This window comes from Pseudomonas sp. LBUM1657 (assembly GCF_059716075.1).
This window is the reverse complement of the sequence record NZ_CP166799.1, coordinates 3,162,958-3,189,955: the sequence shown is the minus strand read 5'-3', so window position 1 is coordinate 3,189,955 and position 26,998 is coordinate 3,162,958. Positions and strand designations below refer to the sequence as shown.

28 protein-coding genes, 4 pseudogenes and 1 riboswitch are annotated in these 26,998 nt (G+C 52.5%); of the genes and pseudogenes, 11 read left to right on the top strand and 21 right to left on the bottom strand.

All coding sequences use genetic code 11. From position 1 onward, the window contains the following. Window positions 1-10 precede the first annotated feature (10 nt). From ACA055_RS14690 to crcB, 3 genes and pseudogenes are all read right to left on the bottom strand, one after another. The gene (locus tag ACA055_RS14690; RefSeq protein WP_497684289.1) at window positions 11-1,912 is read right to left on the bottom strand and encodes a potassium transporter Kup; all 1,902 of its coding nucleotides are present in this window, start codon (window positions 1,910-1,912) and stop codon (window positions 11-13) included. Between the two features lie 249 nt (window positions 1,913-2,161). Continuing rightward, window positions 2,162-2,398 (bottom strand): annotated as a pseudogene (locus ACA055_RS14685) (DUF190 domain-containing protein); the annotation flags it as partial. Between the two features lie 10 nt (window positions 2,399-2,408). Continuing rightward, the gene (gene crcB / locus ACA055_RS14680; RefSeq protein ID WP_497684288.1) at window positions 2,409-2,792 is read right to left on the bottom strand and encodes a fluoride efflux transporter CrcB; all 384 of its coding nucleotides are present in this window, start codon (window positions 2,790-2,792) and stop codon (window positions 2,409-2,411) included. A gap of 142 nt (window positions 2,793-2,934) precedes the next feature. Continuing rightward, a riboswitch (Fluoride riboswitch) is annotated at window positions 2,935-2,996 on the bottom strand. A 276-nt stretch (window positions 2,997-3,272) separates the two neighbouring features. Here crcB and ACA055_RS14675 point away from each other — a divergent pair. Together ACA055_RS14675 and ACA055_RS14670 are read left to right on the top strand one after the other, a co-directional pair. Further along, window positions 3,273-4,334: pseudogene (locus tag ACA055_RS14675) on the top strand (SDR family oxidoreductase). Then, window positions 4,286-4,569 (top strand): annotated as a pseudogene (locus ACA055_RS14670) (DUF1206 domain-containing protein); the annotation flags it as partial. The pseudogenes ACA055_RS14675 and ACA055_RS14670, both read left to right, overlap by 49 nt. 32 nt (window positions 4,570-4,601) lie before the next feature. Here the strand turns inward: ACA055_RS14670 and ACA055_RS14665 are convergent. Together ACA055_RS14665 and ACA055_RS14660 are read right to left on the bottom strand one after the other, a co-directional pair. Continuing rightward, a complete protein-coding gene (locus ACA055_RS14665) occupies window positions 4,602-5,426 on the bottom strand; it encodes an alpha/beta fold hydrolase (protein WP_497684287.1) in 825 nt (274 codons plus the stop codon). Window positions 5,427-5,507: 81 nt separating this feature from the next. Beyond that, complete coding sequence (locus ACA055_RS14660; RefSeq protein WP_497684286.1) at window positions 5,508-5,939, bottom strand: DNA methylase; 432 nt, start codon at window positions 5,937-5,939, stop codon at window positions 5,508-5,510. Window positions 5,940-6,084: 145 nt separating this feature from the next. On the opposite strand from ACA055_RS14660, the gene ACA055_RS14655 reads away from it, so the two are divergent. Both ACA055_RS14655 and ACA055_RS14650 read left to right on the top strand, forming a co-directional pair. Then, entirely contained in the window at window positions 6,085-6,267 is a 183-nt protein-coding gene (locus ACA055_RS14655; protein ID WP_497684285.1) for a hypothetical protein, read from the top strand. Window positions 6,268-6,351: 84 nt separating this feature from the next. Beyond that, window positions 6,352-6,555: a hypothetical protein gene (locus ACA055_RS14650; RefSeq protein ID WP_497684419.1), complete on the top strand. Its 204-nt coding sequence runs from the start codon at window positions 6,352-6,354 to the stop codon at window positions 6,553-6,555. A gap of 812 nt (window positions 6,556-7,367) precedes the next feature. Here the strand turns inward: ACA055_RS14650 and ACA055_RS14645 are convergent. From ACA055_RS14645 to ACA055_RS14630, 4 genes are all read right to left on the bottom strand, one after another. Next, complete coding sequence (locus ACA055_RS14645) at window positions 7,368-8,399, bottom strand: sensor histidine kinase (protein WP_497684284.1); 1,032 nt, start codon at window positions 8,397-8,399, stop codon at window positions 7,368-7,370. Continuing rightward, on the bottom strand, window positions 8,396-9,883 hold the full coding sequence (locus ACA055_RS14640) for an ATPase domain-containing protein (RefSeq protein WP_497684283.1): 1,488 nt from the start codon (window positions 9,881-9,883) through the stop codon (window positions 8,396-8,398). The genes ACA055_RS14645 and ACA055_RS14640 overlap by 4 nt, the downstream gene beginning before the upstream one ends. Further along, window positions 9,880-10,314 carry a hypothetical protein gene (locus ACA055_RS14635; protein WP_497684282.1) on the bottom strand — a complete coding sequence of 145 codons (435 nt, stop codon included), beginning with the start codon at window positions 10,312-10,314 and terminating at the stop codon, window positions 9,880-9,882. Before ACA055_RS14635 ends, ACA055_RS14640 begins: the two co-directional genes overlap by 4 nt. Window positions 10,315-10,469: 155 nt before the next feature. After that, complete coding sequence (locus tag ACA055_RS14630; RefSeq protein WP_497684418.1) at window positions 10,470-11,006, bottom strand: hypothetical protein; 537 nt, start codon at window positions 11,004-11,006, stop codon at window positions 10,470-10,472. Window positions 11,007-11,345: 339 nt separating this feature from the next. On the opposite strand from ACA055_RS14630, the pseudogene ACA055_RS14625 reads away from it, so the two are divergent. Then, window positions 11,346-11,663: pseudogene (locus tag ACA055_RS14625) on the top strand (hypothetical protein); the annotation flags it as partial. Between the two features lie 459 nt (window positions 11,664-12,122). Here ACA055_RS14625 and ACA055_RS14620 read toward each other — a convergent pair. Continuing rightward, window positions 12,123-12,818 carry a VIT1/CCC1 transporter family protein gene (locus tag ACA055_RS14620; RefSeq protein ID WP_109631392.1) on the bottom strand — a complete coding sequence of 232 codons (696 nt, stop codon included), beginning with the start codon at window positions 12,816-12,818 and terminating at the stop codon, window positions 12,123-12,125. Between the two features lie 436 nt (window positions 12,819-13,254). Between ACA055_RS14620 and ACA055_RS14615 the strand changes: the two genes are divergently transcribed. After that, window positions 13,255-13,947 carry a DUF421 domain-containing protein gene (locus ACA055_RS14615; RefSeq protein WP_109631389.1) on the top strand — a complete coding sequence of 231 codons (693 nt, stop codon included), beginning with the start codon at window positions 13,255-13,257 and terminating at the stop codon, window positions 13,945-13,947. A gap of 69 nt (window positions 13,948-14,016) precedes the next feature. Continuing rightward, on the top strand, window positions 14,017-15,057 hold the full coding sequence (locus ACA055_RS14610) for a DUF4062 domain-containing protein (RefSeq protein ID WP_497684281.1): 1,041 nt from the start codon (window positions 14,017-14,019) through the stop codon (window positions 15,055-15,057). 89 nt (window positions 15,058-15,146) lie between these two features. On the opposite strand, the gene ACA055_RS14605 is transcribed toward ACA055_RS14610, so the two are convergent. Beyond that, complete coding sequence (locus ACA055_RS14605; RefSeq protein WP_497684280.1) at window positions 15,147-15,365, bottom strand: hypothetical protein; 219 nt, start codon at window positions 15,363-15,365, stop codon at window positions 15,147-15,149. A 183-nt stretch (window positions 15,366-15,548) separates the two neighbouring features. Between ACA055_RS14605 and ACA055_RS14600 the strand changes: the two genes are divergently transcribed. Next, the gene (locus ACA055_RS14600) at window positions 15,549-16,046 is read left to right on the top strand and encodes a short chain dehydrogenase (RefSeq protein WP_497684279.1); all 498 of its coding nucleotides are present in this window, start codon (window positions 15,549-15,551) and stop codon (window positions 16,044-16,046) included. 52 nt (window positions 16,047-16,098) lie between these two features. Then, window positions 16,099-16,419: a hypothetical protein gene (locus ACA055_RS14595; protein WP_497684278.1), complete on the top strand. Its 321-nt coding sequence runs from the start codon at window positions 16,099-16,101 to the stop codon at window positions 16,417-16,419. 85 nt (window positions 16,420-16,504) lie between these two features. Here the strand turns inward: ACA055_RS14595 and ACA055_RS14590 are convergent, their stop codons facing one another. Beyond that, window positions 16,505-16,870: a histone-like nucleoid-structuring protein, MvaT/MvaU family gene (locus tag ACA055_RS14590; protein ID WP_497684277.1), complete on the bottom strand. Its 366-nt coding sequence runs from the start codon at window positions 16,868-16,870 to the stop codon at window positions 16,505-16,507. A gap of 205 nt (window positions 16,871-17,075) precedes the next feature. Here ACA055_RS14590 and ACA055_RS14585 point away from each other — a divergent pair, with 205 nt between their 5' ends. Next, complete coding sequence (locus ACA055_RS14585) at window positions 17,076-18,284, top strand: PIN domain-containing protein (RefSeq protein WP_497684276.1); 1,209 nt, start codon at window positions 17,076-17,078, stop codon at window positions 18,282-18,284. Window positions 18,285-18,389: 105 nt separating this feature from the next. Here the strand turns inward: ACA055_RS14585 and umuC are convergent, their stop codons facing one another. The 6 genes from umuC to ACA055_RS14555 form a co-directional block, all read right to left on the bottom strand. After that, window positions 18,390-19,670: a translesion error-prone DNA polymerase V subunit UmuC gene (gene umuC, locus ACA055_RS14580; RefSeq protein WP_497684417.1), complete on the bottom strand. Its 1,281-nt coding sequence runs from the start codon at window positions 19,668-19,670 to the stop codon at window positions 18,390-18,392. Continuing rightward, window positions 19,657-20,091 (bottom strand): LexA family protein, encoded by a 435-nt coding sequence (locus ACA055_RS14575; protein ID WP_497684275.1) that lies wholly within the window; start codon window positions 20,089-20,091, stop codon window positions 19,657-19,659. Before ACA055_RS14575 ends, umuC begins: the two co-directional genes overlap by 14 nt. Window positions 20,092-20,483: 392 nt before the next feature. After that, window positions 20,484-20,861, bottom strand: a complete 378-nt coding sequence (locus tag ACA055_RS14570; RefSeq protein WP_497684274.1) for a hypothetical protein — start codon at window positions 20,859-20,861, stop codon at window positions 20,484-20,486. Between the two features lie 428 nt (window positions 20,862-21,289). Next, entirely contained in the window at window positions 21,290-21,790 is a 501-nt protein-coding gene (locus ACA055_RS14565) for a hypothetical protein (RefSeq protein WP_497684273.1), read from the bottom strand. 785 nt (window positions 21,791-22,575) lie between these two features. Continuing rightward, complete coding sequence (locus ACA055_RS14560) at window positions 22,576-22,998, bottom strand: hypothetical protein (protein ID WP_200668581.1); 423 nt, start codon at window positions 22,996-22,998, stop codon at window positions 22,576-22,578. 39 nt (window positions 22,999-23,037) lie between these two features. Further along, window positions 23,038-23,442 (bottom strand): DUF6957 family protein, encoded by a 405-nt coding sequence (locus ACA055_RS14555; RefSeq protein WP_497684272.1) that lies wholly within the window; start codon window positions 23,440-23,442, stop codon window positions 23,038-23,040. A gap of 236 nt (window positions 23,443-23,678) precedes the next feature. Here ACA055_RS14555 and ACA055_RS14550 point away from each other — a divergent pair, with 236 nt between their 5' ends. Continuing rightward, window positions 23,679-24,152, top strand: a complete 474-nt coding sequence (locus ACA055_RS14550) for an XRE family transcriptional regulator (RefSeq protein ID WP_497684271.1) — start codon at window positions 23,679-23,681, stop codon at window positions 24,150-24,152. Window positions 24,153-24,332: 180 nt separating this feature from the next. Here ACA055_RS14550 and ACA055_RS14545 read toward each other — a convergent pair whose 3' ends face one another. The 3 genes from ACA055_RS14545 to ACA055_RS14535 are packed head-to-tail and all read right to left on the bottom strand — an operon-like array spanning window position 24,333 to window position 26,996. Continuing rightward, complete coding sequence (locus ACA055_RS14545; protein WP_497684270.1) at window positions 24,333-25,394, bottom strand: MBT domain-containing protein; 1,062 nt, start codon at window positions 25,392-25,394, stop codon at window positions 24,333-24,335. A gap of 1 nt (window position 25,395) precedes the next feature. Then, window positions 25,396-26,127, bottom strand: a complete 732-nt coding sequence (locus tag ACA055_RS14540) for a P-loop NTPase family protein (RefSeq protein WP_497684269.1) — start codon at window positions 26,125-26,127, stop codon at window positions 25,396-25,398. Further along, entirely contained in the window at window positions 26,124-26,996 is an 873-nt protein-coding gene (locus ACA055_RS14535) for a TniB family NTP-binding protein (RefSeq protein ID WP_497684268.1), read from the bottom strand. The genes ACA055_RS14540 and ACA055_RS14535 overlap by 4 nt, the downstream gene beginning before the upstream one ends. Window positions 26,997-26,998 lie beyond the last annotated feature (2 nt).

The following is a 26,998-nucleotide window of genomic DNA, read 5'->3' as shown; positions in this document are numbered from 1 at the left end:
TTGATCTTGTTTACATCTCCACCTGAGTCCCCAGTTCAATCACCCTGTTTAGCGGCAATCTGAAATATTTCAGGTTGCTGTTGGCGTTCTTTAGAAGAAATGCGAACAGGCTCTCTCGCCAGCGTGCCATCCCGATGCGCTTGGTTGGAATCACCGTCTCCCGACTGAGGAAGTACGTCGTGCGCATCGGGCTGAAGTCCAGCTCATTCAAGTGACACAGACTCAACGCTTGGGGCACATCGGGTTCCTCCATAAAACCAAAGTGCAGACTGACCCGGAAGAACCCTTCACCATAGGCTTCAACCTCAAACCGTCGGTTAGCACTCACTCGAGGACTGTCTTCGGACACCACGGTTAGAAGTACCACCTGCTCGTGCAAAACCTGGTTATGTAGCAGATTGTGCAGTAGCGCATGCGGAACAGCATCGGCCCTGGCCGTCAGAAAAACCGCTGTACCTTGGACTCGATGCGGAGGCTGCGAACGAATGCTGCTGATAAACAACGGCAGAGGAAGTGCGGTCTCGTCAAGCCGCTCAACGATGATTTTCCGTCCCCGCTTCCAGGTCGTCATCAAAATGAACAGGCCAATGCCGGCAATCACCGGGAAGGCACCGCCCTGAAAAATCTTCGGCGCGTTGGCCGCAAAATACAGACTATCTACCAACAGAAAGCCGAGCAGCATCGGGATGGCCAGCCAGCGCGGCGTTTTCCAGAGGAGCAGGACGACCGCCGAAGACAGAATGGTGGTGATCAACATGGTGCCCGTCACAGCGACCCCATAGGCAGCGGCCAAGGCACTGGACGACTCGAAACCGATCACCAGCAGCACGACACCGACCATCAACGCCCAGTTGACCGTGCCGATGTAAATCTGCCCCTGCTCCTGACTCGATGTGTGCTGGATAAACATGCGAGGGACGTAACCTAGCTGGATGGCCTGGCGCGTCAGGGAGAAAGCACCAGAGATTACTGCTTGAGAAGCGATGATGGTCGCCAGTGTGGAAAGCGCGACCATCGGCAGCAGGGCCCAGCTCGGCGCGAGCAGATAGAACGGATTGCGCACCGCCTCCGGGCTCTCCAGGATTAGGGCGCCCTGGCCAAAATAATTGAGTACCAGCCCGGGCAACACCAGAATGAACCAGGCACGGGAAATCGGTTTGCGACCAAAGTGGCCCATGTCAGCATACAGCGCTTCAGCACCGGTCAAGGCCAACACGACGGCGCCCAAAATCGCCACACCCATTCCCGGATGAACCACAAAGAATTGCACTGCCCAAGCAGGGTTAAGCGCTTGCAACACTTCGGGCCGCTGCAAAATACCGTAGATCCCGAGCGCACCCAACACCACAAACCACAGCACCATGACCGGGCCAAACAGGATACCGATGCGAGCCGTGCCATGTTTCTGTATCAGGAACAGCGCCACCAGCACTATCACTGCCAAGGGCACCACCCAGCGCTCTATTCCGTCAAACGCCAGCTGTAACCCCTCAACTGCTGATAGCACCGAAATAGCCGGGGTGATCATGCTGTCCCCGTAAAAAAGTGCGGCACCGAACAGGCCGAGCAGCACCAGTACCTTGCTCATGTGCGGATAAGGTGCTGCTGCGCGGCGGGCTAACGCCGTCAATGCCATGATGCCGCCTTCGCCCTGGTTGTTGGCACGCAGGATGAACAGCACGTATTTGATCGAGACTACCCAGATCAGTGACCAAAAGATCAATGACAGAATGCCCAGCACGCCGTCGTGGTTTACCTGAACGCCGTAGTGGCCGGAAAATACTTCTTTTAGCGTGTAGAGCGGGCTGGTGCCGATGTCCCCGTAAACCACACCGACAGCAGCGACGAGCAAGCCCACTCCCGACGTTTTGGATGGGGAGTCTTCATTTGCAACGGTCGCTATCTCACTCAAGGGGCGCTTCTCTCAATTGGCGGGGAGTTACTGCACGCCATCCTTAGGCAATACATTTTTCCAAGGCCATCGGAAAAGCGAGGCGCATGGACAATCTAAAAAATCGCGGCCAGTATCGTTGTGGACAAAAACACCTACCGTAAAGAAAGCGTAAAAAGTTTTACGGCAGATACACCCCTAATCCATTCGAACAGTGAGACGTAAAACAAGGTCTTGCGGGAGAGATTCGCTGCTGAGTTACGAGGAAGATAACCTATCGGATTCCTCCTTTGTGATAGCCATTCGAATCTCCGTCGGCTGATCTGCCAGCAAAAAAAAATGCGAGGAATGCAGCCGACCGGTGTGACCAAAACCTTCGATACCTGTGGAGAGGGTCGCTCCACGCAGGCCCATTTCTTTGGCTAAATCAACGATCCAGTCGCCGAGCATCTTTCCTTGATAGCGACGGTTCTGTTGGGTAAAGAAAATCACCAGAAAACCTTTCATCTTCATGTCCTCAGCGCGTGCCAATCATTTGATAGGACAGAAGCCCGGCAGCCGTCATCGCCAACGAGCCCACAACGTGCAATGAAATCGAGCCGAGTGCCCACAGCAGTCTGCCTTCCTGAATCAGGGCGACTGTTTCGGCTGAAAAAGTGGAAAAGGTGGTAAGTCCCCCACAGAACCCCGTGATGATCAGCAGGCGCCACTCAGGGCTTAGGGACGGGGATGCGGCCAAAAACGCTATGGCGAGGCCAATGATGTAGCCCCCGACCATATTGGCGACCACAGTACCTGGGGGAATCGTAGGGAACAGGGCGTTGAGCTTCATGCCCAAGATCCAGCGCAACCAAGCACCAAGCGATGCGCCGATGGCGATAACTAGAAGTGATTTCAGCATGGATGCAAGTCTCCTCTGGGCCGGTAGAGCCGAGGAGGTGCTGATAACCGCAGATTACGAGAGGGAACTGATATGAGAATAGAGGTCATGATCCTGTCCTAAATTGGAGGACAGGGAGACACACCTACGCACCCTGTCCAGGGTTCACGTAGGCATCATCAGCACAAAGGCGGTTAAAGGAGGAATGCCATCTCCTGATTTCATCCTATAGCAGCGACGGCTGGATATTCAAGATACTAAGAACTCGAATTCCACCGAAGGTAATGCCGTTCAGTTGAACTGACCGGCACTACGTTATTCGGGCCCTTTTGTACCCAAATCAAAATCACTGTCAGACAGGCCTCAAAGGTGGTGGATGGCCAAGCGACTGTTCGATGCGAATCGATCTGCCAGGTACATAGGGGACGCAAATGTGTATCCGCTTTTGGTTGAACCTCTGCTGCTTATGCGGGCTCCCAACTCTACATCCAGGAGAAACGTATGACTCAGACAGCATTGGTCGTGGGCGCCAGCGGCATCGTTGGCAGCGCCATCAGTAAGTTACTGATCGAAAACAAGTGGCAGGTCGCCGCGCTGTCGCGACATCCGTCACAGGCCCCCGGAATGATCCCTGTAGCGGCAGATCTTCAGGATCCGGCGTCGCTGGAACATGCGCTGGCGGATTTGAAGCCCACTCATGTATTCATCACCACATGGTCAAGGCAAGCCACGGAGGCCGAGAATATTCGCGTCAACGCCGCCATGGTACACAACCTACTCGCCGCCATTCGCCCAGCCAAAAGTGTCAAGCACGTAGCACTGGTCACTGGCCTCAAACACTACCTCGGCCCGTTCGAAGCGTATGGTTGAGGTAGCCTTCCTCAAACACCTTTTCGCGAAGAGCAGGGTCGTCTGGACATCGAAAATTTCTACTACGCCCAAGAAGACGAACTCTTCGCCGCCGCAGAAAAGGACGGCTTCACTTGGAGCGTGCATCGCCCGCATACCGTTACCGGGGTTGCCGTAGGAAACGCGATGAACATGGCCACCACCCTCGCCGTCTATGCATCGATTTGCAAACAAACCGGTCGTCCTTTTGTGTTTCCCGGATCAAAGACACAGTGGGACAGCCTCACCGATATGACCGACGCGCGTCAGCTGGCGAAACAACAAATGTGGGCAGCCACCACACCGGCTGCGGCCAATCAGGCATTCAATGTTACCAATGGCGATATATTCCGTTGGAAATGGATGTGGAGCAGAATCGCCGAATACTTCGGTTTGCCTCCGGCCGATTACCCCGCAACCCTCTCGCCGCTTGAAAAGCAAATGGCTGACGATCAAGTTGCCTGGACGCAAATCGTAGCGGAACACGGCTTGAAAGAATCCGATATCGGGCGCTTGGTGTCCCCGTGGCACACCGACGCTGACCTCGGTCGACCAATAGAAGTTGTCACGGATATGTCAAAGAGCCGGGCTATGGGTTTCACCGCCTACCAGGCGAGCGATCAAGCATTTTTCGATGTGTTCGACAAACTGCGCGATATGAACTTGATCCCTTAGGCATTGCCCGTGGAGTCGTGTTTATACATTGCTGCTGGCAGTCAGTGGCTCCACTTATCAAGCCATGGCTCCACCTGGTATGAAGGAAGCGCTAGACGCGCTCCAGAATCTACCAGTTGGATGGCTCATTTTGATGGTGGTGGCCTTGGGGGTGATTGCCTTCTCGGTTTACAGTTTCTCTGAAGCTTTCCGGCGCAAGATCAATATGGATGTACCAAGAGTATCGAGACCCTAGGGTGCAGCAATAAAGGCGAACGACTTCCCGGATTAGAGCAGGCGTGGCCTTAGCCTGCCGCTGGCGATCATGGGCGCCGGCTCTTCATCATCGTGCTGCTGGCTGAGGAATTCGCGTATGAGTTCGGCAGTTCGCTTCGCGCTGGTCACCACGAAAAAATGCCCTTCCCCCGTCAGGACGTGCACTTCGGCACGTCGGATGCTGCAGTGCAGGATATGCGCGTTGTACATCTGTACCAAGGGGTCGCGGTCGCCGGTGAGGATCAGCGTGCGTTGGCGCAGACGGAACAGCCGCAGCACGCTTGTCCAGCCGACCAATGCAGCGAGCTGGTGGTAATAGGTTCGCGGATTACTGGTGAGCATGCCTTTCACCACACCGAAGCGCAGCAGCGCCTGTATCGAATTACGCGAGCCTTCGTTCTTGCGCAGTTTGGCGCCTTTGCTGCTGCCAAAAAAGTCCAAGATGTCGGCGGGCTTCACTAGCATCACCGGGCCGGCAGAGGTCGCCGCCAGGATCAGCCGGCGCACCATGCTCGGGTGACGCAGGGCAAATTCTTGCGCCAATGCACCGCCCCAACTCACGCCAAACACATCGACTTGTTCGACTCCCAACTGCTTCAGCATCTCGGCGATCAAGTCGGCATGGCGCGGCAGACGCATCGGCCAGCGGGGCATTTGCGATTTGCCAACTCCTGGCACGTCCAACGTAATGGTCGTGTAATCCAACAGTTCATCGCGCAGGGGATCGAAGGTACGGATCAAACCACCCAGTCCATTGAGCAAGAGCAGCGGCGAGCCGTAACCGCAGATTGAAACGTTCACCTGTAAGTCTTTAATGGTCAGTTTGTGCGTTGCCATGGTTTCCCCTTGCCGCATGTAGCTGAGATGGCAGTGTTGGATAAGGACGCCGATTCATGTAGGTGAACAGTTTCTGAGTGTTCAGAACAGCACGGCGGCTGCTTCCCGCATAAATATCTCGATGGTCTTCGGCCCGATCCCTTCAAATTCGGACAGGCGGTTTTCGAATGCCTGACGGTCAGGGCTCGCTTCCACGATGTTGCTCACCTCGCCGGCGTATTCACTGTTGAGCTTATTTGCCAATGCGAGCAATCGCGACGCGGTGGTCTCGTCGTAACGCACGTAATGAGCCTGACCAAGCATTACGACCAATTGACGGTGGGTGCAGTGCGCGAGCTTTTGCGGTGTATCTCGCTGATGGTGATCGACGATGACTTGGTAAGCCTTGGCGGCGATTGCTCCCTGAATTCTTTTACCCATCAGAAAACTGGCAACCAGCCATTTGAATAGGGCAGCTTCGTTCGCACCTCGAAGGTCGATCCGTAGATCTTGTGCGCTGATGGTTTTGTTCACCGGTTCATTCCTTCAAGCCATGATCCAATCATGATTTTAGACCCGGCACCACCACGAACGCTCCAGAGTGCCGAGGCATTAATAAAGGAACCCCTATCATTGCTCGGCGCCTAACGATTGCACCCTAAAATTCGAGAGTTACGAAATGCATATGACCGAGGTTACTCAAGTCATGGAAGCGTTGTCGGCCAACGAAGCAAACCTGAAGCTTCATGAGGGCTGGTTATTGATATCCTTGGTTGTCACAACACATCCTAATGGTCAGCTTCATCCCTGCTACATACTGGGAAAATCAGAAGCCGTAACTAACTATCAAAACCCCGATTAAATAACGCGATGCTTAGCAATTCAGCGCATCGAGACGTGTTGGGAGGAGATTTTGGCTTATCTGGATTGGGTTCAATGGCCCGCGATGCTTGTGACGGTGCTCGCCGCATGGCTGATCGGATCGCAGCGGCCAAGACGACGAATGATCGGATTTATATGCTTCAGTTTGAGCAACGTCTTGTGGGTGATATGGGGAGTTTATGCAGGGGCGTATGCATTGATCGTCTTGCAGGTTTGTCTTTTCCTCATGAACCTTCGGGGGTTCAAAAAGAACCTCGACGTACACTAGGTTTATCCGTAAATATCAGGCGCTTTCACGTACGAATCCGTACCTCTGGCGCTAGGCATCAGGAAGCTCGGTAGCCATTGAGATTCTTCTTGAAGCCACGGGCGTTTAAGCCCCGAAGAACGCATTCCAGCAAAATCAATGCATATGCGTTCACATGAAGACCACAGATCACCCACAAAGCATTGCTCGTGCCGAATCTCAGAAAGCGATCATCCGCCGACGTAGCTGTTGAGAACCAACGATTCAGGCTGAAATTACTGTCACAATCATTGCGTGCCATTGCCAAGATCAATGTATTCCAAGCCCACTCGCTCGGCAGTAAAGCGGTTGATCACAATGCCGCATATAGAGACGTCAGATAGCATCCAAGGCTTGGCCCGACTGGTCGCACGACCGCATTCATTTCGTTCAATGGCACAGATGTGAACTCTCCGAATTAAAGGCTATGAGAGTTCGGTAGCGATGACTCATTGATATGTGAACTCCAAGCTGCATACGCGTCCGAATGTCCCGTTACAGCCGCACTCCACCTTTCACCGGAAAGCTCACGAGCAGAGACCAACATCATCATTTTGTTAACAGCTGCATCCAAGTCTAAAAGCAGTTCATGAGATTTAAATCTAAAGTCGTCCGCTGCGTTCATGTCGGATCCTGTACTCAGCGGGTCTGACTCGAAGTTGAGTATCAGTGCCCGCCAAGAATCTTGATTGCGGTTTTCAATGGATCAGCCATAGCGATGGACGGCCGTCGTATTGTCTGGTGGGATCTGGCGCGTGCCCCTGGATTCAGATAAATCAGTGTGCATGCATTTTTCATATGCTTGAATGGATCACCAACGGTAACGTGACCACGAACTCGCTACCCTTGCCATCGCCCTCGCTCATGCCGGCAACCTCGCCGTCGTGCGCCTCAACCAGCTCGCGGACTACCGTCAGGCCGATGCCCAAGCCTGACCCATTGAAGCCGACGGCGTGCACGTCCTGAACATAGGGGTCGAAAATAAACGGGAGTGCTTTAGCGGAAATGCCGATGCCATTGTCAGAAATGGTTATCTTCAAAACGTCGGACACTACCGTTACTGATAGTTCGATTCTACCGTGGGTCGGGGTGTATTTAGCCGCATTTGTCAGAAGGTTGTGGAGAATCTGTGCGAGGCGCCCCGGGTCACCATTTACCATCAAGATGCCATCGGGAAGATGGGCGTCGAATCGCTGCTCTTGTGCGCTCATTAAAGGGCGACACGCATCAATGGCCTCACGTAGAACTTGAATCATGTCGACATCGCGGCGATTGAGTCGCAACTTACCAGTGCTGGCACGGGAGACGTCCAGCAGATCGTCGACCAGCTGTGACATATGTTGCACTTGGCCTTCGATCAACTCCCTCATCCGAGGCAGTTCGCCACTAGGCATCCGCACCATACGCTCTGCAATCATACTGATGGGTGTTAATGGGTTTCGCAGCTCATGGGCCACCGTCGCCAGTATGCTTTTTTGCTGACTCAGTGTGTGCTCGGCTACAGCCTGAAGGTCTTGAGCGCTGAGTGCGGCTATGACCAACTGTGCATTAGCCTCACGCAGTTCCTGGTACAAACGCTGCTCTTCCAAGCGAGGGGGGACTATAGCGTCTGACTGCACCAGGAGTTTCGCCGGTACCAACTGCTGATTGGCCTCAATCATTTGCTCGACCTGCTGACTATCTACTAGCTGGCTGCTGGCGTCGCTCAACTCTTTTTGCAAGGCTGCCAGCACGGCGCGTCCTTCAACGGTTTTCTGGCCAAGCAGAAAGAGTTCGTGAGCGGCATTAGCGATCTCACGCTCTTTGTTGCCATCGACTTTACTCATGATCCTGGCTCAAACATTTTATCTCCTGTGCGTTCCGCACCTGAACTCCGTTTTGTCGGTCGGCCACCGAGCAGGCCTTCTTGGTCATGAAGCATTTCGCCGATCTGCAGGCCGTTTTTGTCGATGCTGTACAGGCGCAGCTCATCGGAGTGGGCGCTGGCCCGCAACTTGACCACGGCCATGATGCGCAGCAATCGGCTCTGAACTTCAATGTAGCGCTGAACGATGATCGCGTCGGTCAGGAACGCCGTGCCGTAAGGGCTGAAACGCAAGTCGGTGTAGCGGTCTTCCAGCTCGGAGGTCATCAGCACACTGACCCCGGCGCTCGTCAAAGCAGTGACCATGCGCGACAGCGATTCACGCAAGTCTTCGCGGAAGGTCGGCGCCAGCGCCAGTTCGAAGCCTGACAACGAGTCGATCACTAAACGAGTGGCTTTCAGGCGAGAGATCTCGGCCAACAGCAACTGGACGACTTCGTCGATGGACAAGTCCGGTGCACGACTGTCCACCAAACCGACCTGACCGTTTTGGATCAACTGAATGAGGGTGGCATTTTGGAAGTGATTGGGCCGTTGTTCGAACACCGCGATCACGCCGGTTTCGCCGTTGCGTGCGCCTTCGGCCAGGAAGGTCGCCGCCAGAATGCTTTTGCCCGACCCTGACGGCCCGGCCACCAGTAAGGAATAACCGCGAGGCAGGCCGCCGCCGAGCATCTCATCGAGTTGCGGCACGCCCATTTTCAGGCGCTTGATGGGGAACTCCAGCGGCGCTTCAACCGGGTTGAGTGGCGCGGGTGCAAACACCTTGATCCCCGACGTCGCAATGCGGAAGGTGTGCAGGCCCGGCAACGTCGGTTGGCCGCGCATCTTCATGATTTCCAGCTTGCGCACCATGGAGTTGCGCTGAACGCTTTGACGCAGCCAGATCAGACCATCGGCCACGGTGAAAATCGGGTTGGTGTCAGTCTCGGTAAAATACTCACCGATGAGGAACGTCGTCGCCTGCCAGGTCGTCATCAACATGCCCAGTTGCTGAACGAACTGCGGCAGGTTGTTGTTGGGGTTGTCCTGAGTCTGGCTGGCCAGCACCACCGAACGGAAAGAGTCGACGAACACCAGCGCCGGGGAGTAAGCCTCCACCTCGCTGACGATGCGCCGCAGCACTTCGTCCAGATTCCCGGCCAGGGTGTCGTCGGTCAGGTTGATATAGCGGATCGACTGGTTGATCGCTTCGCGGTCGAAAAAGTCGAATTGCTGCTGATAACGCAACATCTTCAGCGGCGGCTCGCCCAGTACGGTAAAGAACAACGCCGGGCGCTCGGGCGTGGCCAGAGCAAACATCATCTGGTGCGCCAGGGTAGTTTTGCCGCAACCCGGCGGGCCGGCGATCAGGTTGAACGAAAACTCCGGTAATCCCCCGCCCAGCACCTCGTCCAGTCCCGGCACGCCGGTGGCCAGGCGGTTGATAGTCACTTTGGTGCTCATGGCGAATTTTCCTGCGAAGGGGTGTCGCTCAAAGAAGGTTCCCACATGCCACGAAGCAAGCGTTCGGTGAGCGAGGGCCCGATGAGCGTGGTCAGCAGCTCGTAAAAGGTAGTCAGCAACACTTCGCCGAAAAACAGCGCATCGATGTCGCTTTGCTCAACGATTACGGACTTGAGGGCAATCAGATCCATGCCTGCCTGCACTCTGTCACAGGTGCCGGCCAGTCGCGGATGATTGGAAACGCACAGATTGAGGCTGCGGCGATAAAGCGCGACAACCCCTTGCTGGCCGATGATGGGCCTGAGGGCTGCGTCCATATCCTGCAAGGTTGAAATAATTGCGTGGGCGGTCTTTGCAAGATCAGCAATGTCACCGACCCGGCGCGCCAGAGAAGCTACGATCTGGCGGCCCTCTTCGCTTTCCCTGGACATGGCTCACTAATTTTTGATGGGCACCTATCGATGGTACACCCTATAACCTGTGATCGAGTTTTCATTTGGGCGCAGAGCTGATGATGTTCGGAGCCTGCTAGGTGGCTGAAGAAAAGTAGTCCCAAACAGCAAGGGTTTACCTCTCTGTTTACGTCTCAAGCACCTGGATTTGTGATTTGGATACAAACCGACCAAATGCCAAGCAATATCCAGAATGTCGCAAAGATCCAAGGTGTGCGCACCGAAAACAGCAACGCCTTTCGATACCCCTTTTGCGTGGACTCTCTTTCACAAAATAAAGGCGACTCGTCATAAGCCAATCCCATTACAGGCTCGCTATGCAATAGCTCGCTCTGCTTGAAATGCCAATGGCCGATAATGTCGTATGCCGCACGAATACCGGGCCAAGCATTCAACGAACTTAGCACTCCAAGCGACGTAAGAAACGGTGGTACTACCAGCGTGAACAACTTGCCCCATTCGGGGTTGAGATTGCCCATAGAAGAGGCAAATGCGATGACCAAAAAAGACTGAGATGCCAAAAAGGCGTCAGTTCGATTAGCCAAGATGCTGGTTTCGTACTGAATCTCTCTTCGGTAAAAATCCAAGCGCTCCTTTGGCGACCCGAACATCCTGGCATTGTGCTCGTTTAGTGCGGTGTCACTTATCTGGGAAGTCAAAATTCTCGGCACGGTGGGTTCATCCTCATCAAACATGTGAAGCCGGCTTACCACCCATCCCAATCCGCGAATTGAACTGGATATCTCCCACGTCAGCGTTGGTCATTCACTAACGACTGCCGAAGGGTATTTATTCCTGATTTCATCTTTGCGTTGGGCGCTCCGCCATCATCCGCGCCCCGACCTCGTGCTCAGCAACCTGCACCAGCCCATGGTCAGCCGCTGCAAGCGGAATCACCACGCTTCACCTCGACGTTGATCCGCCAGACTTCCTGGCCTTCAATGTCCTCCCTGCAGGTCACGTAATTCCAAGGCCGAAAGCCTTCGCGCTCGTCATAAGTACCCTGCTTGGTCACTCACTGCAATGATGGCCGTATGCTCTTCACAGAAAAGGAAAAAGGTGTGGTTCATCAGTTGACCGAAGCCCGCAACGATCCTGCCGTGTCGGCAAATTTAAACCAGCCTACGTTCTTAAAGTGCGATGAGCGTGGATTGTGGATTAGGGAGGACGCCACGCACCGTTCCCGGTTGTTGCTGGTTGACTCGCGAGGTCGCCAACAAACAATCCTTTCGTTCTTGAAAGCTCGGCAGTCGATAGTTCTCACAGCCAAGGGCGCATGCTTGTTCGCGGAACGTGGTCACAACCGAGTACTGGAACTGGTGCCATCCTCAGTCCTGGAAGTTCACGAGGAAGAGGATGAATTGCTCGAGCAGCACGACGTGCAGGGTGAGGGTTTAGAGGAAAATTCTGAACGTCGTGAAACCCGAGAAATGATCCTTTTGTATAAAAACTTATACCGGTTGGTGAAGGTAACTTGATTGCAATTCGTATGCCGCCTCCGCCTAGGTTTTCGTGGCGAGCAGTAGCGTCGGGGCATGCGCTAGCATGCTTGATAGGATGGGCCCCAAGGCCTGCGTTTCAGTTTCAGCTTCTGTTCCAGCTTTCAATCCTGTGGGATTAAAAAGCTAAAGAAAACAGAAGAAAAAACCGGCGGCATCCTATCGGATAAAGGTGTGTGGGGGCAGCGCTGCTTTTCTCTTGCCTTCAAATATATAAACCCTGTTCCATCCTTGTATAAAGGCCCACTCTCACTATCAAGAATTTAATTCTGGAACCCGCTCCGGGTTTTATACTGTGGTTCCCAACAGGGTACCGACTCCTGCTGCCACCGCCATCGAAAGCGCACTCCAAAAAGTCACACGTAAAACCCCATTTTTAATATTCGCCCCGCCGACCTTGGCCGCCAAGCCGCCAAGGATAGCAAGGAAGACCAACGACGCGACGACGATGACTGGGATGAGATGTTCTTGTGGAACTACTACGACCACGAGTAATGGTAGTGCCGCACCTACGGCAAAGCTTAGCGCAGATGCAAGAGCAGCCTGTAATGGCTTTGCACTCATCGCATCGGTGATTCCCAACTCATCTCGGGCATGCGCCCCCAAGGCGTCGTGATCCATTAGTTTAGTCGCGACTTCTTTTGCAAGCGGCACCTCAAGTCCTCGCTCAACATAAATTCCTGTCAGTTCACGATTCTCGCCCTTCGGATTTTCCTGAATCTCAATTCGCTCCGCCTCTAGGGCAGCCGCTTCCGTGTCGGCTTGGGACTGCACGGAAACGTACTCTCCGGTAGCCATCGACATAGCACCGGCGACGAGAGCAGAGACACCCGCTATAAGGATGCTGTTGTGAGTTGCGTGAGAGGCGGCTACGCCCAGAATCAGACTTGAAGTTGAAACGATTCCGTCATTGGCCCCCAATACGGCAGCGCGCAGCCAACCAATGTTGTCTATTGGGTGTTTCTCTTTATGATGCGCTGCCATTCTGGAATTCTCCGTGTGAAAAATTGCATTAGGTCAGGTCTCTGGCGTCATGAGCACCGTGAGATTCATGTTGATGTCAGGAAACGCACACAGACCGTTGCGATCATCCAGTGGGTGGTGGCAATGATCGCGCTGCCCGCAGGTCTATCCCTCACCCACCTTACCGGATCGTAAAATCCGTGCCAGCGAAACGACAAGCACCTACAGGGCTGATTCCGCGCCTTCGCTAGCAAGCCTTCCGGTGAGTAAAGGACTGTGCAAATCAGGCTCACCATTCTTTGGTGAATCGAGGCTAAGGTTCATGCAATGGAGATTCAAATTCCACGACTAGACCGTTTTCATCGCCCCCGTGGAGCTACTCAGAGGATGTAACTCTTTAGATGGGCAGGACTCGCACAATTCAATGATTATCTAAAAAACCAAAAAAGAGGTGATGATGTCTCCCTTTGATATTCAACGGATTTTGATAGATGAGTTTCCACTATCATTTTTGCTAGAGGTAGGGTTTCGGGCAACTTTTGCCTTTCTTGCCGTTTTCTTGTTTTTAAAATCAAGTGGCCGGCGCGGGATAAGACAGCTCTCACTTTTTGAGTTGGTCGTGATTTTGACGTTGGGCTCCGCTGCCGGAGACGTGTCCTTCTACCATGATGTACCACTGTTGCCCGTCGCAGTCGTTTTCCTCACGCTGTTGCTGCTCTATCGCATGACCGTTTTGGTCATGACCAAAAGCAAGAAATTTGAAGCATGGATTGATGGTCTACCTGTAACCGTCATTCGCAATGGCTTATATGAACCTAAATCCTTGGAGAAGCTGAATATTTCATCGAGTGAAATATTGATGGAGCTTCGACAACGGGGCGTTGAGCACTTAGGCCAAGTAAGATTGGCGCTTATGGAAACAGATGGCGACATCAGTCTTTATTTTTACGATCAAGAAGACGTTCGCCCTGGTTTGTCAGTCTTACCTTTAGAGCATAGTGCGGAGTTTATAAAAGTGCCCGCCTCGGGACTTTATTGCTGCGTGAGTTGTGGCTTTGCACAATCTATTCATGCAGGGCAACAAGCACGCTGCTCACGGTGCGATCATGATATCTGGTCAACGGCGCTGAGCACTCGACGCTGTAGGTGATGGTTGCTGGAAACAATCCCACTAGGCATCAGTCAAATCGACAGGCGCCAGCATTTTGAGGAGTAACAGATGAAGGTATTCATAAGCTCGGTGGTAAGGGGATTTGAGCAATTCAGAGCGGCTGCCAAGGACGCCGTAGAGGCTCTGGATATGAAGCCGATCATGAGCGAGCACTTTGGAGCCCGCACCTATTCCTCTGAGCATGCCTGCTTGACTGAGGTAGATCAGTGCGACGTCTTTGTCCTCATCTTGGGCGCTAACTACGGCTACGAGCCTGAGCCGGGTATGTCGGTTACCCAGCAGGAGTTTCGCCAAGCAGTCAGAAAGCGAAAACCGATCTTGGTCTTCATTCAGCAGACGGAATTTGATGAAAAGCAGGCCGTGTTCGTCAACGAAGTATCTGACTACAAGCTAGGTTTCTTTCGCGCCTCATTTTCCGGGCCGCAGGAGTTGCTAACGGCGATCATCCAAGGCCTTACCAGGATGGAAAAGTCCAAAAGTTCTGTTCCGGAGAAGGATTTTCTTGAACGCTTAAATGGGGCTTCGAGCTCCCGCGCTTATGGAGGCCATTCATACGCCCCCCGCTTTGAGTTCGCATTTTTACCGCAGCCTACCGAGAATTATGCGGTGCATGAGGCATCTCAGCGCCGTGACGAGACTTTTCAAAGTCTTCACAGCTTGGGCCTCGCAACTCTCAAGCAAGGCTATACAGATTGGGATGACAAATCGTTTACCGGCCTGAAGTCGGGAGATACAACTTGGCGGGTTTTCGACGACGGGCTGCTTCTCATCGAGACAGATGCAAGTGTGCCTGTGCAAGGTCGTTCGGCTGGGCTCTACTTCGTATCCCCCACACATCTCTCAAAACTGCTCCTTTCATGCTTCCAGGTAACGGCATTCGGGAGTGGCTGGTATCGCATCACGCTAAAAAACCTTGAGATGGCGAAGTTAGAGGAAGCACCAGCGACTATGCCCACCAGTTACTCCATGCCAATGCATCGCGAAAAGGCGGTCAGCGAATCGCGCCTATTTATCCCTGCTACACGGCCCATGGCAGAACTGTGGGTGCAGGAAAGCATCACAAGAATGGCAAGGAGTTTGGCTTTTTAAAAACACCATCCCGCCGTTGGAGAAGGCCTGCTCGTTCAATGCCTTCCATGTTGCATAGTGACGGATCGATAAGTGAGAAACCTCTGTTTTCAGCTTGATCCGTGGAGCATTTCCTCCCGCACCCGGCCAGGATCTAGCCCTGTGTCGTCATCACCAAGCGGACGCTCTCCTTCGTTATTAGGCAGCTCGTCAATCCCATCCTTCTTCATTGGGTCAACTTCAGTGCGCCCAGGGCTCAATGGATCAGGTGACGTGGGCATTGGGTCGTCCTCACCCATACCGCCTTGAAGCTTAGGATCGTGATTCATACACACCTCTCAGTTCCCTCAATGGTGAGGTATGTACGTTGGAGAGGGTTTGAATTTCGAGTGTTCGATTTATCGGCTTACCGACCGTCGCCATCATGTCACTCAGCCTTTCAGTCATCTCGATGGAACGTTGCGCCAAGCCCCATCCTCTATCGCAACACCAGCGAATCTGAGGACTTCATCATGATTAATCCAGCAACCGGTATGAAGGCGGGCGAGCGATACATCGTAGAAAGTCTCGAACCCACACGACATTTCCCTGGCTTCTTCCTCGATGGAAAATATTATCTTGGCCCCGAATTGATGACGGCCATAGGTTGGCTGGAAGGACAGCAGTTCTTTTATGATGAGCTTGATCCCACAGGTGAGCCGGTATTTCCAAATCGACTCGCTGGCACTGTTGAAAATCTCACGTTGATCCTCGCAGACGGTGCGCAATTGCCATTGAACGCAATGCCGTACAAAGCAGAGATAGGCCCCACTGACATCTCAATCAGCCTTGATCCATCGTCTTCAGAAAGTCTACCTACTCCGTCAAGCGATCAGCACGGAGTAACTGGCAGCCGGCGATCAGGTAAACATCCATATCCAATACTTTTGGCGGCGGGCGCTGCGCTGATTGTAGGGATATTGCTTGGAGTAAAAGAAAGCAATCGCCGTTTTATCCGAAAATTCCGGTAGTCATCGATCGTGAATCCTTTGAAGGAGAGCCTTAGAAGATCGGAGGTGAGGAATGCACCCAGTGACACCTAACGGTCGTTACTTCGTTATCAGAGGGCAGCTGTGGCGATGCTCCAATCCATCGCTGAAAGAAGAAGTGCGGCAGAGTCTTGTAGACGATCTAATGGCAGCAAGACGAGAAGTGAAGGAAGCTAAGGCTTCGGACGATACGTCACAGATGAAGCTTGCTCGGGAAAACGTACAAAAAGCCAAGGTAGCGCTCGGTGAGCGAGGCCCTGTCTGGTGGGAGGATGGCAGTCCTGACTTCAACATGCACCAGGTCACCAATTCGCCGTACGCTGAGTGGTTCAGTTCGCTTCATGAGCCTGGTTAACTTCCGGCCCAAAGCGGATATCTATCTAGGACTGCTGCCAACAACAAAAGGCCCCCAAGGGGGGCCTTTTGTACTCAAACCAAAATCACTTGGTCAGCCAAGACTCGACTTTGTCCGAGCCATATTTAGCCTTCCACTCTTTCAAAATTTTGTGATTGCCGCCTTTGGTTTCGACGACTTCGCCAGATTCCGGATTTTTGTAAATCTTCACTTGGCGTGGTTTACGAGTGCCGGTCTTGGACTCGGCTGCTGGTGCGCGACGACCAGACTTCGGATCCAGCAGGTTGATCACGTTCTGTAGGCTGTAACCATATTCGGCGAGCAGAGCACGCAGCTTGCTCTCAAATTCCATCTCTTTTTTCAGGCCGGAGTCGCTTTTCATAGACTCAAGCTCCGCAAGCTGGGCGGCCAGTTGTTGTTCGAGCTTTCGGTATTCAGCTAGGCGCGACATTGAATTGTTTCCTGTAAGAGAGTTGAGTTCACCTGCAAAATAGTACACGCGTCTTCGTCAAAAAGTCCCACTACCTCGTGAGTTTCTAGAAGCGAAGGACATTGCCTTCAGGTATGGTGCCGAAGCCTACTCGCGTAAGAGGCGCTATCCTACGACCATGCATAGGCGAGTTAAAAGTACGCTCCCCAAAAAAATGGAGATGCACATGCCACCATCAGAGCCCTATTTAGATTTCGCCGCATTATCCATAGATAGCAATATCCTTCGAGGCCAGCGGTATAATTTCGATGGGGGTATTCTGAAGCAACTTGAGCAATTTCAAGGCAGCCCCGTCCAGATAGTTCAGCCTGATGTCATTCACTCCGAAGGAGTGCAACACCTCTCTTCCGAGATTGCTGAGGCACTTAAAGCAGCAAGAGGCAATCTTAGGACGCTGGCCAAGTATGCTGATAACAGCGAGATATCCAAATTTGGCGCCTCGCATTTGCAAAATATCAATCCGGCACTTATGGCTGAAGAAAAGCTTAAAAACTTCTATCAGCGAATCAATGGAAAAATCATAGCCAGCTCACAAGTAAATATTAGCGACTTAATGCGCATGTACTTCTCCACCGAGGCGCCCTTCGAAACTGCGAACGAAAAAAAGCACGAATTCCCCGATGCTATTGCTCTACTAACACTAGAGTCGTGGGCAGTAGGTAATGACAAAAGGACGGTGCTGGTCAGTAAAGACAAAGGCTGGCACGCGTTTGCAAAAGGTTCGCCATACCTTCACGTTGTCGAAGATCTGCCCGATGCCCTAGCTTTATTCCAACCTCATACAAAGGTCAAAAGTCTCATTGAAATGCTCCAAGCGGACGGACTACTCGACCGAGACGGTACACTGTTCCACAGCATAAAAAATGCAATCTCTGAAAGTGTGAGCGAACAAACACCTGATATCGAAGCGAATTCACTATTTTACTTTGAGAACGATGAAGTTCAAATCGAATATCTTGGGCACAAATTTGCTCAGGGAGAAGATAACAAACCTAAGATCAGAATAGTCCTGATCGAGGATGATCTTGTGGTGCTCAGTCTAACAGCGCTGGTCAATACCAAAGTTATGACTACCTTCTCTTTTTCTCAGTACGACTCAATTGATAAAGATTACGTGTCTTTAGGTGGCTCCGTAGAAGAAAGGAATGAGAGCTACGAAGCAGATGTGCTAATTCATTTCAAGGGCGACTGGAAAGAATTAGGAAACTCTCTTGCCCCAAATGAAATTGAGGTGGAGGGCGAAATGGGTATAGTCAAATTCGGCGACATTGCACCAGACTATTCTAGTGATCGGGATGAGGAGCTCCGCTGGGAATGGGAGTGGGAACAGGAAATTGAAAGAAGGCGTGATGAAGCGATGGACTCCAAACGCTAGCACCTACTGCTAGCATGAGCCACAGCTTCACCTCCATTGTTTGTTTTCTAACAGTTTCGTTCGCACCCTCTGTTCAATGGGTTAACCAATTGATGGAGGGTTACCTCAATTGCAGTAAACCGTCCAAAGCTGATCAACCCTCGTAGTAAAACTCTGACTCATCATCTCCCGCCGCATCCCCCAATTCGGATCAGTCGGCACACTCGCCAGGCGCATCGTCCCCCTGCCCCACCGACCATTGATAGCATCCAGAACGCCCATCACCTTTGCTGTCGATTCTGGTTGAGAGATAGCAAAGAGGTCTTCGGTGTACTCGCCTTTCTGACACAGGTTGACCAGGAGCACCTCGGCTTTGCTGTACTTGAAGCCCGGTCGGAAAACTCGTTCCACCGCTTCCACAGCAGCCTTCGTCATCAATCGGACATCGTCAGTTGGGTACGGCAATTCGACCAATACTCCATTGGCGTATTTCGCTTCCTCCGGATTGAACATGCCGGTGCGGATAGACACGCGTATTTTCTTGCACAGTGACTGCTGGGCTCGGAGCTTTTCAGTCGCACGCTGCATGTAGGTGGCCACAGCTTCTTTGATCGGAGCAATATCGGTGAGACGCTTGCCGAACATGCGGCTGCAACAAATCTCCTGCTTGGGTGGTTCGGGCTCATCGAGCTCCAAGCATGGCGTGCCGACCAGTTCGCGAGCCGTCTTCTCGATCACCACACTGAATTTCTTACGCAACATCCAGGGATTCGTTTTGGAAAGATCCCAAGCAGTCTTGATTCCCATGCCTTCGAGGTGAAGCGTCATCTTGCGTCCGACGCCCCAGACATCCGAGACGGAGCATTTCTTCAGCACCCAATCGCGCTTGATTTGATCGCGAAGATCGACCACTCCGCCACTTTGCGCTTGCCACTTTTTTGCAGCGTGGTTGGCGAGCTTGCTGAGGGTTTTAGTGCCGGCGATTCCGACACCGACTGGTATGCCCGTGCTCTTGTAAACCTGCGCTCGGATCCGTCGTCCAAGCGCTTCCAGATCACCTGGAACACCAGCTAAATCCGCGAAAGCTTCATCGATGCTGTAGACCTCGACTGCAGGCACCAGCGACTCGATCACGCTCATCACGCGTTGGCTCAGATCGCCGTAGAGCGCGTAGTTCGATGAGAACGCGACGATGCCGTGCTGCTTGAGTTTGTGTTTGATCTGGAAGTACGGCTCGCCCATCTTTATGAACGGCTTGCTGTCCGCGCTGCGGGCAATCACGCAGCCGTCATTATTCGACAACACCACAATGGGGGTCTTGGTCAGGTCTGGGCGAAAGACTCGCTCACAGCTCGCATAAAACGAGTTGCAATCGATCAGGGCGAAGACTGGATCAGGCTTTTGGATCATGTGCGCGCACACTGAATGTCACCACCCCCCAGATGATCAGTTCATCACCTTCGAGGATGTATCGCGGCGGGTAACCTGCATTCTCGGACATTAGGATGATGTCGGAGCCTCGCTTGCACAGGCGCTTGCACACCGGCTCGCAGTTCACTGCCGCAATCACTATGTGGCCGTGTTCAGCGGTGATCGAGCGATCAACCACAGCCATGTCGCCATCAAAAATCCCTGCACCCTCCATGCTGTGGCCTTCGATGCGCACCAGGTAGATATGCGGCGCTCGGATCTCCAGCAACTCGTCGATGGAGATGTGCTGCTCGAGGTGATCCGCCGCCGGGGACGGAAAACCCGCAGGGACTTTGAACGAGTAGAAGGGAAGCTGAACTCCCCCTTTTGCTAGGGGGCCGAGAATGGTGACGCTCATGATGCATGCCTTGATCGAAACTGTATATGCATACAGTTAACGTCGAAGCGCGCTTGCGGTCAATCTTGAGTGAGGAAAATTACGACCGATGGATTCACCAGGAGCAATGTCTGCAGGTTGACCAAGAGCTCATGAGGGTTGAACCCTGACCACTTTTCGCTGTGCCGTCGACATTGCTGCGAGTCGCTTGTTCGCGTAAGCGGCTAGGTGTTTTTCAGGATGCCTTTGTCTAAGGTGAAGTCAGCACTGCTGATTGGTTGGATGAGCACACCAGTGCGGGGACTAGGAAAATGTCCAAGGATTACCCGCCCTGAGCAGTGCTTCGCGAATTCTTAAACTGGTGCATTAGCGGTCTGCTGTTTCATCGGGTCGATGGCTTGCATCAGATCACTTCATTTGCTGTCGTCAGAGGGTGACCAATGGATGTGCTCGATGCATCGTACGCGCAGCCAACGCCCTTCTCTTAGAGCCCCGGTCTGCCCACAAACTTCGCAGGTCGAGAGCGAGCGTTCTTCTGCAGTGGCAACCGCTCCACGGCACGCCGAATCACCGCCAGAAAAATAGAAGCGCAACCCACCAAACTTTTCTTTGACTTGGAGCACCTTTACTTGAGGAACATCAGGATGAGAGTCCAGGTGAATTTGCAAAGTGCGGCACAGTTCATCAATCAGATTTAACCATCCAGGCAAGCACGCGATCTCCCGAAGATGGGTACTGGAGAAAAGCTCTGGATAGCGCCCTCGTAAGATAGGCAACAGGTCATCCTTCATATGATTCCAAGGTTCCACTTTCTGTATTTGAGCTCGCCGCTAGTGCCGGGGCAGCAGACAAGCTTGCGCGCCTCGTTGACGCACACTGATCAAGGACGACTTTCGATACCCTGACCTGCAACCTGCAACCTGCAACCTGCAACCTGCAACCTGCAATCGCCTCTTCGCGCTAGCGCCTAGCCTTTTCATATTTCAATGTTTGGAGGTCTGACTGCCCCAAAAGTCGGGGTTTTCAACAGTTTCAATCGCCATTTCCAGCTCAAGCTACATTTGCGCAAAAACTGTATCGAGGTTCGGTTGGCCTCCTGAATCGCGCAAGGCATTCACCAACCGCAGTAGCTCTCGACCCAGCGTGACGGGCATTTGAACATCGCAGTACACCGTGTCGTCATCAAGAGCCATCAAAGATCCTCCGCATATTTTCTGACCTAAGGCGTGGTACGAGCTGACGCCAGGCTGCTGCAAAGCAATGCAAGAATCCGTGCGTCCAATAAGGCGTGATGCGGCAGGTCAGGGAGCTCCACATCTTGCAGAGCGTTGGTGCTCACCTTGCTGAACAGCGTGATGAGGTTGGTCGGCCGGTTCCTGACATTTGCTGGCCAGCGGTTATCCACATATGCCAAGTCGCAGAAAAAATCCCAGTCCCAGTTCGGCGCGTCCGTGCATATCTCGAGCACCTCATCAAAGCGCGCAAGGAAACCGCTTAAAGCTGCTTGAGCTCCCACCAAGGTTTGACCGTAAACCGATGGATTGAGCTGTGGAAGTACGTGCTCGATGACAAAATCACTGCAGTCAGTGACGTCATAGGTATCCAGAAGCTCAACGTAGAACTCTTGACCTGACTCAGCCACCAGCGCCAAAGAGATGAGCCTGGTGTCTTTGTTGAGCCGAGTAAACTCGCAGTCTAGAAAAAGCTTCAACCTTGACATTCATTCATCCGAATCGACTTTAGATCTGACGTCAAACCCATTGAACTCACCAAGGTGGATATTTCGGCACGGCGTTTTCTCTATGTACGCGTGTGCGATTAGGTAATCATGAAAATTCGACAGCAATGAGTATTCATCCTCAGTTTCCGAGATCTGACTTTTGTATACCTCAATCACCTCTAGAAGGTCGAAATCTCGGAGGGCTTTGAGAGGGCCGTCGCGATGGTATGACGCAAAGATGCCGTACGATAAGCTGAGTGGCTCCCCTTTTTGAATGAGCAATTCCATCTCCTACCCCCTCAAATTTCTCGAATCATCCGAAAGACGACCCTAGCAGCCAGCAGCTTTCTTGATCGTCGTTGGTAGTGAGAGCTCGTTTATTGAAAACTATATTCAGCTCGCCGTAGAAAGCTTCTAAAACTAGCCCTGCCGTTTTCTCGCTTGAAAGATGCGACGACATATCGGGAATTCTGAGTAGTTAGCACCCAAAACCGCCCTTCCTTCCGCACTTGACGGATATCGCTGGTGCGCAGAAGTCGTCCGTCTGCGTACCGCCCGTGCGGGCCCTGATTTACGTGGCCATAAACTACACCCACGGCTGATTTTGCATATATGAAAACGTCACTCAAGCATGCAGTAATGGGCGCGTCGTAGACGTATTCACTTGCACCAACGATCCGGCGTAACTGGAAATCCGTGAGACGTTTTGAGTGAAGCTCGACTTCGTGGATGTCGCTCATTAATTTTGTCCGATTCAGTAATCGCCCAGCGATGGAGTAAAAACGTCAGTAAATTTTCCTGACGTTGGTCAACGACTCCGGCTTAAAAGAGCGATCGTGAGTGTCTGTGTAGATCTTGCCGCTCTCAACCTCAAGCACACATATCACGCCGCCATTACGATCATGGCCGATGGAAACCGCCTTGATTATTTCCATTCGCCAGCTTTTACTGCCGTTCATCCAAGAGGGTGTCAACGCTTGGATTTCTGTAATGACAAAGTCTTCGTTCTGCAACTCAAGAGCCTCGAGCAGCCGTGTCTCGTCATTCAACATATCAATCATGTTTATGAAACGACCGTCGAGCCTTTTTTTGACGCATACGTGATACCAGTGGATGTTCAACGCACGCGAAATACCGTGCCAGTGCGCGAGCCCCTCCCCGAACATGCCCGGTTTACCTTCAATGTCTTCGATGTTAGTTCTAAACATTTTGTCTCGATCTGAAATCGTGCCTAGGCAACGCGTCATTTAAAAGAAAGAAAAGATTGTTTCGAGGCTTGCTGATTTTTCGTGACCGGGCCCTACCAGTACATAAACGGTGTTCCAGGTTTCAAAAAGGAAGCCGTCTTGGAATGACACCGCCATTGTGGAGCGTACCCAGTCGCCCACGTCAAAACGCCGCTCGCTGTCAAAGCGGACATTGTGAGCAAACAACACCAACGGTAGCTTTCCCGCTGCGTGGACTTTTTGTAGCTCGCCTTCGGTGACCTCAACTTTGAAGATTGTCCAGTCCTCTACAAGGCAGTAAGGCTTTCGGGGGAAGAGAGCCTTAACCAGTTCTATGAGAATCTCGTCGTCGTCAGTCGATCCTTGGCGGGGATTGCCAGGCCCGCCGAGTAACCCTTCAGCACCTTCGTTTTTATCTGTGCTCAATCACTCAATCTCCGTCAATACAACTGGTGTGTTCATCGAGCGATCACCATCCGGAGGAAGTCTCGAACTGGGCACCCACCGGTTTTAATGCTCCTTGAGGTAGCTTTGGTGGCGTTCTGCTACCTTCGAACCGAGGCATCTTGCCCACAGGAGCACCCGGAAGAACGGATAATACACTATATTGACGTTTATTCGTAAACCTCAGTTATGGCTATATCCTGACTTTTGGGAAAGTCATGGATCTGAGAACCGCATTTGCTGGTGTTCTTCGGGCGCTCCGCCTCGTACGGGGTGCCAGGTACGCTGACGTCTCGGATGCGACGCACCGACGCAAAGTCAGTGCCCTCGAGAACGCGCAGACCAGCATCACTGTCGAGCAATTTGACGAGCTGGCGCAATCTCTTGGTCTCGACCCCATAGCGATGCTTACCCTCTGCATTGCCCTCCGCCAGGGTGAGCAACCACTGACGGTGATTGGTCGTGCATTGACCGACGTGGCGGCCTTCGAAGCTGAAGGTGGTATGAAGGTGCTCGCCGAACAGTTCGATGCCGACGGCAACCTCATAAAGCGCGGACGCGGCAAACCGTTAAACGCAGATAATGAGAGAGCGGTATTGGCACTCAAGGCAGAAGGTGCGACGCAGCAGCAGGCGGCGGCGCAGTTGGGGCTGGCATTGACGTCCGTGAGGGAGTATTGGAGGAAGCGATAGCCGAGGTATCTTCGCTGGCAGGCGAAGTAATTTGTCAAGAGCGGCAAATGAATGAGGACGATGGCTGAAGTCTTCACTCCGGCGCTGCCTGGCTGACTGAGTTTGGCGGCGCTCCAGTACTGGCGGTCTTGAAGACTTCACCGCCTGCGGAATGAGTTGGCCCAGTACCGCGTGGACGATTCAACGCTTTGGCCGGCTTGAACGAAGGGAGCGGGATGTGGCTTCGTCAAAACCTTCCAAAAAACTCGACATCATGGTGGACGATATCTCCCCCAGCTTGACCAGTTTCTCTCGAACGACCATCACCTCCTCTGCACTTAGGTTCAGAGTTACCATGCGCCCCAATTGATGCGGTGAGGGTGGCAGCGTTCTGCTGACGCAATGGTCATGGTGTCTCAAGTAGACGATTTCTGTCGGTGAAACCATACCGCTCAACCATCCGATCAATAGCAAAGCCCCCATCCGTTGGTACGGATCACTGTCATTCAATCCGTACTCGATGCGCTCATGCAGATCCAGATTTAGTCTACACAAAATCTGTTGGGCGCGAGAAAACCCCATTGACGCTATCCCACCAGGTGCCAATGCCGTTCTTTTCGCTAGCAACAGTCCATACAGGGCTTCCACTCCTTCGGTGAGCTCCTGCCCTGGAATCAAAGATTCAATCCAATGCTGCAGGCGTATTGCGATTCCCGCAATTCGCCGGTCAAAGATAGAGCTCTGCCCTGTTCGCTCACCCGCTGAATAGTGGTACGCCTCCCAGATACGTCTTTCAGGTGTAAAAGTATCCCGCGGTCTCATCAATGGGCGTCGGTGTTCAACGCAATATACGCTGGTCGTGTAGCACCAAGATTGACGCCAGATTGGAAATCCAGTCGTCACCATACTTTCGAGAAGACAAGCAGAGCAGTATGTGTGCCGGAAATGGATGTCAAGCAACCCTGACTGGCGCGCAGCAAACTGCTTCCTTAAGACAGTCGCTCCGGTGCCATAAGTGTCATGTAAAATTTTAAATAGCATGGTATCAAGATCAAACTCGATATCCTCGAAGGCTGGAGGTGGCCACGACTCCACGACGCCGGGAACCACTCGTTTGGGGGGTACGAGGCTCTGGTTAATTGCACTCCGAAATAAATGAGGGTTTCGGAGTTTGTTCTGGCCCAGGCCCCGCATCACCCAGGAAAGAATTGTCTCTCCCAGAATGAAACGGGGCGGCTTCCCTGATGATAACTCGTCGAACAATTCAGAATTTCCACATATTACGTAGGCTCTCAACAGGCAACGATGGACAAGCTTTGTAGAAGGGGTTTCGCGCTAGTGTTTGTAGAATTTGTATAAGGGCCCCGCTGGCGCCATGAGATTTCTCCAAAAGAATTTTTGTGAAGTCGTCATTGGCCAATTGCGAGCGCTTGAAGCCACATGCCTCCCCGACTCGGTTAATGAATGCTAGATACTGCTGGTCATACTGCCACACACCGATGTCGACATAGCGCACCTCTTTAGCCATGATCTCTTTCAGAGCGCCGTCTAAAATATTGGGCCCAGAAATTAACAATAATTTTATATTCGGAAAACGTCTCTGGAGGGTCTGCACCAATCCGAGAGAAGCGTTCCGTTGCACCTTACCACCGCCAAAGTGGACGCTAGCATCGTCAAACACTAGACGAAACTCCCGACCACCAATCATGTCTTCAAGTGAGCGTTCGATATTGTGAAATGACATGAACTGGCTAGTCAGAGGTAGTCCTAGCGCTGACGCAAATGCTAATTCCACGTTGCGATATACCTTGGTGAAACTCCCAGGCACGTAAACTGTATAAACGTTTGCCCGATTGGCATTTTTTAGCAAACGCTTGGCAACAGTGGTTTTTCCTGTCCAAGTCTCTCCTCCTAAAATAGTCAGTACGTTAGCGGAAAAACCTGCCAAGACGTTCTGCTCAGCTTGATACTGTTTTGTGCACAATAAATACTTCACTCGACAGTACCCTTTGGTCGTACGCGGGTATTCCACTTCGAACGAGTAGCAGCCTGCAAGCTTTCAAGTGTAATTTTCTCATCGCCCCATATTACTGCCAAGCAAGCGGCCGCTCGGAGCAACGTGCAAATATTTCCTATAATCCCCAAAGTATTAGTATAGATATAGTCAGACATTGCCTTAGAAGAAAGATGTGACCTCTTTGCAAGTGGAACGATCTCCTCCCAAGTATCCAAAAAGTTAAGATACTCTGCATCGCTTTTCGACCAGGGAGTAAGCTCATAGAGCTCAAATCGGCGGACGTACTGGGAGTCAATTGCGAGAGCATTGAGGGCCTCATCGATACCGAATACAAAAAAGCTTAGGTAAGCAGGCGCCCCGCATAAACCCCTCAGCAAGGAGAGAAACGTATCCTGCTCGCCCTTAGAAAGCCCCTTGATAGAGTCGTGAAACTCATCCATAAACACACCGCGAATATCGTTAGCGATACAGTATTCGGCTACCATGCTAATGGGGATCCCAGCCTTCCCAGGTTCCATGCCCAAAGCCGTCAGGAGCTTCACCATAGGCTTTGTCTTCCCAGTATCCTTAACAAAGGTCACATACCTGATTTTATGACGCCATGATTCATCCATCCCCCTGACCGCATTGCAAATTGTAGTCTTCCCATGGTTAGATCCGGCAGATACAACTAGACACGGAGCCTCCATACTGCCGCGTACGATGCTAAGCATGTTGTCGACAATGTTAGACACGGTAAGCAAGTGTTCGGTGTCGACCTTAATGTCCTGCCGAATAATCTTACAGCGTTCCTCATCTGGCAGAATCAAAGCGTAACGCCGGCTCTCATGCAAATGTTCCCCATCCATTC